The sequence below is a fragment of the Snodgrassella sp. B3088 genome, assembly GCF_026535815.1.
In the GTDB taxonomy this organism is placed as follows: Bacteria; Pseudomonadota; Gammaproteobacteria; order Burkholderiales; family Neisseriaceae; genus Snodgrassella; species Snodgrassella alvi_E.
Genome location: NZ_JAFNPG010000012.1, coordinates 1 through 6,947, shown reverse-complemented (window position 1 = coordinate 6,947; position 6,947 = coordinate 1). Strand labels below are relative to the sequence as shown.

The window sequence follows — 6,947 nt, the reverse complement described above, 5'->3', positions numbered from 1 at the left end:
TCGTGGCTGCAACCCTACTAGCTCAAAATTTATTCACACATGGTTACGCTTTGGGGAAATTATGAGGGGATCTCTCAGTGCATTGCCTCCAATTCCCATAATTTATTACGCCGATAATAACTTGGTGTAACCTTAAAAATGTACTTAAATCGACGTGTAAAAGATTGTTGGGAATCAAATTGATATTTTAATGCGATCTCAAGGATAGTTTTTTTCGTCAACCTCAACTCAACAGCCGCTTTCGTCAAACGACGAGCACGAATATAGCTAGCCAGTGTGACCCCTGTTACTTTTTTGAACAGCCGCTGAAAATACCACTTGGTATAACCCGCTTTATTCGCCACATCATCAAGCAGTAAAGACTGATCTAAATTATGTTCAATCCATAATAGAACATCTTTGATAACCGTTGTATGAAACTGCTTATCATCATATCTTAATTGGATGTTATTAGCTTTATTTTGATAGCGAGAATGCTGTTCAATATACATAAAATAACCTAAATGTTCTTAAGATTGTCACGACCACATCATCATGATACCATAAACATACTGACGGTATGTTATTTTAAATCTATCATGGAAAATAAAAATCATCAACAAGAAAATTTTAAGAGTACCTATCAATCACTGGTTAACTCAGCACGAATATTGTTTGTTGAAAAAGGCTATCAAGCTGTTTCAATAGATGAGATCTCGGGAAAAGCGTTGGTGACCAAAGGTGCCTTTTATCATCACTTTAAAAATAAAAAACAATTACTCAGTGCCTGTTATAAGCAGCAATTAATTATGATTGATGCCTACATCACAACAAAAACTGATTTAACAAATGGTTGGTCTGCCTTAGAAAGTATATTTGAACATTATCTTGATTATATTATTGATAATAATAAAAACCTTATCCCTATCCAAGAAGTGATGCCTATCATTGGTTGGAATGAACTTGAAAAAATTAGCCTTGAATACATTACTGGTAAGGTAAACGCCATTGTCAGCAAATTGATCCAAGAGAACCAACTTAAAGCTTATGATGATGATGTGCTTAAAAACTTACTCAATGGCTGGTTTATGCATATCGCAATACATGCGAAAAACCTAAAAGAGCTTGCCGATAAAAAAGGCCAATTTATTGCTATTTACCGCGGCTTTTTATTGAGCTTGAAAGATAAATAAAATAGATAGGTTTTATTTGAAGCTAAATCTTCTTTATCGTAAAAAATGCCCTCTTGGGTTATCAAGAGGGTCATTATATTTCGCGGAATAACATCATTTGGTGACGAAATAACTAAGCACTTGTCTCCTGTTTACTCCCCTGAGCTTGAGGGGTTAACATGAAGGTCATCGATAGCAGGATAATAATACAGTAAAACGCTAAACCAATAATCCAAATCCAGCCATCCCAAATTGGTAGTGAATGATTATAAATAACAGCAAACAGTAATGGGCCAATAACACCGGTTGCATTGGTAAGGCTCACCAATAATCCCTGTAAAGCACCTTGCTGATGACTCTTTGTTTGGATAGACATCACTCCCTGTAATGCAGGTAAAGCGATCCCACCACCAGCCAATAAAATTAAAACAGGGAAAACTAACCAACCTTCAGATATAAACGCTAAAAAGGCAAATGCACTACTATCTGCAATAAATCCGAGCAGTACTGCCGTTTTTTCGCCCCATTTAGTGGCTATTCTTCCTGCCACAAAGGCTTGGAATACTGAGTGTAAAAGACCAAGACCCGCTAATGAAAAGCCAACCATCATGCTATTCCATCCAAAACGATTTTCGGTAAATAGCACCCACACCGTTGCGGGAATTTGGCCTATCAATTGCGCTGAAAAATAAATAATCAACAAAATGGGCATCGTTTTAAATAAAGTGATGTATACCGAATTCGATTGCGTCTCAACCCCTACTTCGGTATCTGTATTATCACGTGTATTTTTGGTTTCACGGAACCAAAACATAACCACAAGGAAAGCGACAATATTTAGCAACGCAGCGATAAAAAAGGGACTATGCGGTGAAATCTCTCCTGCAAAACCACCAATAATAGGCCCCGCTATTAAACCAAGCCCAAAACTTGCCCCTAACCAACCGAACCACTTCACGCGTTGAGAAGCTGAGGTGGTATCGGCAATGACCGATGCCGCGACAGCCCCAGTAGCTCCTGTGATCCCTGAAAGCAAACGGCCTAAATACAGCATCCAAAGCGCACTTGAAAAAGCCAGCAATAAGTAATCCAGCGATGCGCCTATTAATGACAACAACAGCACTGGGCGCCGACCAAATCGGTCAGACATTTTTCCAAGCCAAGGAGCAAAGATAACCTGCATTAACGCATAAAGTGCAAGCAATACGCCAAAGTGGTTAGCGATATCTTCCGAAGCAATAAATTCACGTAATAACGTTGGCAAGACTGGCATGATAAGGCCAATCCCCATGGCATCGAGTAACGTAATTACCAATGCGATCTTTGTCGAACTATTCATTTCACTTTTCTCTATCACTGATAGGGAGTGGTAAAATAACACTATCAATGATAGAGTGTCAACAAAAATTAGGAATTAATGATGTCTAGATTAGATAAAAGTAAAGTGATTAACAGCGCATTAGAGCTGCTTAATGAGGTCGGAATCGAAGGTTTAACAACCCGTAAACTCGCCCAGAAGCTAGGTGTAGAGCAGCCTACATTGTATTGGCATGTAAAAAATAAGCGGGCTTTGCTCGACGCCTTAGCCATTGAGATGTTAGATAGGCACCATACTCACTTTTGCCCTTTAGAAGGGGAAAGCTGGCAAGATTTTTTACGTAATAACGCTAAAAGTTTTAGATGTGCTTTACTAAGTCATCGCGATGGAGCAAAAGTACATTTAGGTACACGGCCTACAGAAAAACAGTATGAAACTCTCGAAAATCAATTAGCCTTTTTATGCCAACAAGGTTTTTCACTAGAGAATGCATTATATGCACTCAGCGCTGTGGGGCATTTTACTTTAGGTTGCGTATTGGAAGATCAAGAGCATCAAGTCGCTAAAGAAGAAAGGGAAACACCTACTACTGATAGTATGCCGCCATTATTACGACAAGCTATCGAATTATTTGATCACCAAGGTGCAGAGCCAGCCTTCTTATTCGGCCTTGAATTGATCATATGCGGATTAGAAAAACAACTTAAATGTGAAAGTGGGTCTTAAAAGCAGCATAACCTTTTTCCGTGATGGTAACTTCACGGTAACCAAGATGTCGAGTTAACCACCCTTTAGATTCATAAAGCGAAAATAATGCGGCTCCAACGTACCCACCTAAATGGAAACGGCGTTCACTCCAATCTAAACACGCACAACAGATTTTACGTGAATGTTTGGAAGGAACGTCAATTCCCATTTCATGAAAATATTGAATACCACTTAATGTGATCATTGAACCATTTTCAGTGATCCATTGCTGTTGACAAAGGGAATCATAGATCTTAACGGCAACTTCGCCAGCTAAATGATCATAGCAAGTACGTGCTTTTCGTAAATGCACTGGCGTGGAAACTTTGGCATGTACGCCATGGTTTAAGGAGATCCCCATCATACTTTCCATCAATTCAGCAATATCTTTTCCTGCTAGCCGAAAATAACGATGCTTGCCTTGAGCTACTACTGTGATTAGCTGGCAATCTAATAATTTAGATAAATGACTGCTCGCCGTTGAAGCTGATATATTCGCCACAGAACTTAGCTCAGTGGCCGTCCAAGCTCGCCCATCCATCAAAGCACTGAGTATTTTAACTCGTGAAATGTCAGACATAGCCGCCCCTATCGCGGCTATTGAGGACTCAAAGGTAACCTCTTTTCGTATTAAATTAGCCATCGCAAGTTCACTTTATTGCCCAAGGGAGCGTAACAGATGCAGCCATACTATCATTGTCCGTTATTAATATCAGTTGGTTAGCATGGTCACTGTATTGCACTAAAATATTAATGTTATTCTCCGCCAATACTCGTGCTATTTCGCCAAGTTCCCCCGGTTTTTCCTGTTTTAACTTACGAATTAATGGTGTCCGGATCGCAAGTACTAACAGTCCAGCTTGCTCTAGCGCTATTTTAGCTTCCTTTCCTTGTTCAACAAGAAAATGAGCATGGCATTCATCACCAACCGTAAATATCCCTCCCCCTTCCAATCCAATACCTTTATTACCTAATGTTTTTCCTAGTAATGCTAATTGTCCTATTTGATTATCTAAAACAACGTGAACATCAAACATTATCCTTGTCCTTTTTAAATGAATATTCGCGAGTAATATGAGCAATACTAATTTTGTAAAAATCAAATATTGACTCTCGCCCTTCTTGTTGAGCTTTCGCATGTAAAACATGATTTTTCCATTGCAGAACTGCGTATTCGTTTTCCCACCAAGATAGCGATAACATTTTTCCTTCTGTAGCTAGACTTTGAAAACGTTCAATTGAAATAAAACCAGCTACATGACTTAATAGTGGTCTTAACTCCTCAGCTAAAGTCAAATAGCGAGTTTGTTGGTCGGGTTGTATTTGCACCTCAAATATTACAGCAATCATATTTTTCTCCGTTATTAATCAACAAACAGAGTAATCCACCCGAAAATTAACACTTCGATAAGCAACGAAATATAGAAAGGTCATGCTGCTGTTTTATGTTGTATATCACACTTCTTTAAATTGCTCGGCCTGCGCTTATCATGTTCTCCTTCTCTTATAATTTTGTTTATTATTTATACTTTTTTATTTTTTGCTATCACCGAAAATAGTGCGGATCCCGCATGGTATTTAGGTTTACCCATCATTAAATACCATTGTTGTTATTTTAATCTTTTTAATATTTCATGATTAAGATCACACTAAAATTATGACCCTATTAACTAAAAGTTATGGATACCCTAATAAAACTCATTGTTAAAGATTAGTTAACCAAAGTAACTTCATTTTTCACTATTGTTAAATTGTTATAGTGAAAATTCTGGTAAACTAATAGAGGTAAAAAAATGATCCTAGATGCCAGTTATACATTATTAGTCGCATGTATCGCGCTACTCATAGGAATGTTTGTCGTAAAATTTACCCCGTTCCTACAAAAAAACCACATACCAGAAGCCGTCGTTGGTGGCTTTATTGTTGCAATTGTTCTGTTAATTATTGATAAAACATCAGGTTATTCGTTTACTTTTGATGCTTCATTGCAAAGTTTATTAATGCTCACATTCTTTTCCTCTATCGGGCTAAGTTCTGACTTTTCTCGACTGATTAAAGGAGGAAAGCCGTTAGTTCTATTAACTATTGCAGTAACGATCCTAATCGCCATTCAAAATACTGTCGGCATGAGTATGGCTGTCATGATGAATGAAAGTCCATTTATTGGCTTAATTGCAGGTTCAATTACTCTAACAGGTGGTCATGGTAATGCCGGAGCATGGGGCCCTATTCTCGCTGATAAATATGATGTAACAGGCGCCGTTGAATTAGCGATGGCTTGTGCAACACTTGGATTAGTGTTGGGTGGTTTAGTTGGCGGCCCTGTTGCCCGTCATCTTTTGAAAAAGGTCTCTATTCCTAAAACAACCGAGCAAGAGCGCGACACTATCGTTGAAGCTTTTGAGCAACCAAGCGTCAAAAGAAAAATCAATGCAAATAACGTTATTGAAACCATTTCAATGCTGATTATCTGTATTGTTGTTGGTGGCTATATCAGTGCATTGTTTAAAGATACTTTTCTGCAACTGCCTACTTTTGTCTGGTGTTTATTTGTCGGTATTATTATCCGTAATACACTGACTCATGTATTTAAACACGAAGTGTTTGAGCCGACCGTCGATGTATTAGGTAGCGTTGCTTTATCGCTTTTCTTGGCAATGGCGTTAATGTCATTAAAATTTGGTCAATTGGCAAGCATGGCAGGGCCAGTATTAATTATCATTGCTGTACAAACTGTTGTCATGGTGCTATTTGCCTGCTTTGTCACCTTCAAAATGATGGGCAAAGATTATGATGCTGTCGTGATCAGCGCGGGTCACTGTGGCTTTGGTATGGGAGCAACACCAACAGCAATTGCGAATATGCAAACAGTCACAAAAGCATTTGGACCATCACATAAAGCTTTCCTTGTCGTTCCTATGGTCGGTGCCTTTATTGTTGATATTTCAAACAGTATCTTAATTAAAATATTTATTGAAATTGGTACATACTTTACCTAATAGCTACACACTACTCGGCGTACTTCTCCTAACAATTTATTATAGGGCAGTATGCCGAGCCGCTTTCTTACCCCGTATATTCCCCTAGTCAATCTATTTAGCTTGCACGTTTACGAATTAATTCTCGTGACAACTAAACCAAAATTTGAATTATGACGAGTATATCTGATTATTTATACTTTATTCGTTAGAATAGTCCGTAGAAATAAATAATCAGTAGGCTACATGGAATGAAATTAAGACATCTCGATATCTTTTATGCTGTAATGACTTGTGGTTCCTTAACGCGTGCGGCTGAAGTTTTACATATTTCTCAACCCGCGGCGAGTAAAGCACTCAAACATGCTGAGCACTGAGAGATCCCCTCATAATTTCCCCAAAACGTAACCATGTGTGAATAGATTTTGAGTAAGCAGGGTTGCAGCCACGAGTGNAGTCTTCCCTTGTTATTGTGTAGCCAGAATGCCGCAAAACTTCCATGCCTAAGCGAACTGTTGAGAGTACGTTTCGATTTCTGACTGTGTTAGCCTGGAAGTGCTTGTCCCAACCTTGTTTCTGAGCATGAACGCCCGCAAGCCAACATGTTAGTTGAAGCATCAGGGCGATTAGCAGCATGATATCAAAACGCTCTGAGCTGCTCGTTCGGCTATGGCGTAGGCCTAGTCCGTAGGCAGGACTTTTCAAGTCTCGGAAGGTTTCTTCAATCTGCATTCGCTTCGAATAGATATTAAC

The 6,947-nt window shown here is 38.8% G+C and carries 9 protein-coding genes and 1 pseudogene; 4 read left to right on the top strand and 6 right to left on the bottom strand.

Annotated features, from left to right (window positions below; all coding sequences use genetic code 11):
* Nucleotides 1-74: 74 nt before the first annotated feature.
* Entirely contained in the window at nt 75-491 is a 417-nt protein-coding gene (locus J3U75_RS08985; RefSeq protein WP_000275180.1) for a helix-turn-helix domain-containing protein, read from the bottom strand.
* Between the two features lie 87 nt (nt 492-578).
* On the opposite strand from J3U75_RS08985, the gene tetC reads away from it, so the two are divergent.
* Complete coding sequence (tetC, locus tag J3U75_RS08980) at nt 579-1,172, top strand: tetracyline resistance-associated transcriptional repressor TetC (RefSeq protein ID WP_000428546.1); 594 nt, start codon at nt 579-581, stop codon at nt 1,170-1,172.
* Between the two features lie 112 nt (nt 1,173-1,284).
* Here tetC and tet(B) read toward each other — a convergent pair whose 3' ends face one another.
* On the bottom strand, nt 1,285-2,490 hold the full coding sequence (tet(B), locus tag J3U75_RS08975) for a tetracycline efflux MFS transporter Tet(B) (RefSeq protein ID WP_001089068.1): 1,206 nt from the start codon (nt 2,488-2,490) through the stop codon (nt 1,285-1,287).
* 81 nt (nt 2,491-2,571) lie between these two features.
* Between tet(B) and tetR(B) the strand changes: the two genes are divergently transcribed.
* A complete protein-coding gene (gene tetR(B) / locus J3U75_RS08970) occupies nt 2,572-3,195 on the top strand; it encodes a tetracycline resistance transcriptional repressor TetR(B) (RefSeq protein WP_000088605.1) in 624 nt (207 codons plus the stop codon).
* On the opposite strand, the gene J3U75_RS08965 is transcribed toward tetR(B), so the two are convergent.
* The 3 genes from J3U75_RS08965 to J3U75_RS08955 are packed head-to-tail and all read right to left on the bottom strand — an operon-like array spanning nt 3,173 to nt 4,566.
* Nucleotides 3,173-3,859: an ArsR/SmtB family transcription factor gene (locus J3U75_RS08965; RefSeq protein WP_001284954.1), complete on the bottom strand. Its 687-nt coding sequence runs from the start codon at nt 3,857-3,859 to the stop codon at nt 3,173-3,175. The two genes, tetR(B) and J3U75_RS08965, sit on opposite strands and share 23 nt — an antisense overlap.
* Before the next feature lie 7 nt (nt 3,860-3,866).
* Nucleotides 3,867-4,253, bottom strand: coding sequence for a hypothetical protein (locus J3U75_RS08960; protein WP_000460651.1), 387 nt, complete (start codon nt 4,251-4,253; stop codon nt 3,867-3,869).
* A complete protein-coding gene (locus tag J3U75_RS08955) occupies nt 4,246-4,566 on the bottom strand; it encodes an antibiotic biosynthesis monooxygenase family protein (protein WP_000562370.1) in 321 nt (106 codons plus the stop codon). Before J3U75_RS08955 ends, J3U75_RS08960 begins: the two co-directional genes overlap by 8 nt.
* A 443-nt stretch (nt 4,567-5,009) precedes the next feature.
* On the opposite strand from J3U75_RS08955, the gene gltS reads away from it, so the two are divergent.
* Together gltS and J3U75_RS11425 are read left to right on the top strand one after the other, a co-directional pair.
* The gene (gene gltS / locus J3U75_RS08950) at nt 5,010-6,215 is read left to right on the top strand and encodes a sodium/glutamate symporter (protein ID WP_000599530.1); all 1,206 of its coding nucleotides are present in this window, start codon (nt 5,010-5,012) and stop codon (nt 6,213-6,215) included.
* Nucleotides 6,216-6,445: 230 nt separating this feature from the next.
* Entirely contained in the window at nt 6,446-6,571 is a 126-nt protein-coding gene (locus J3U75_RS11425) for a LysR family transcriptional regulator (RefSeq protein WP_001303004.1), read from the top strand.
* Between the two features lie 9 nt (nt 6,572-6,580).
* On the opposite strand, the pseudogene J3U75_RS08945 reads toward J3U75_RS11425, so the two are convergent.
* Nucleotides 6,581-6,947: pseudogene (locus J3U75_RS08945) on the bottom strand (transposase); the annotation flags it as partial.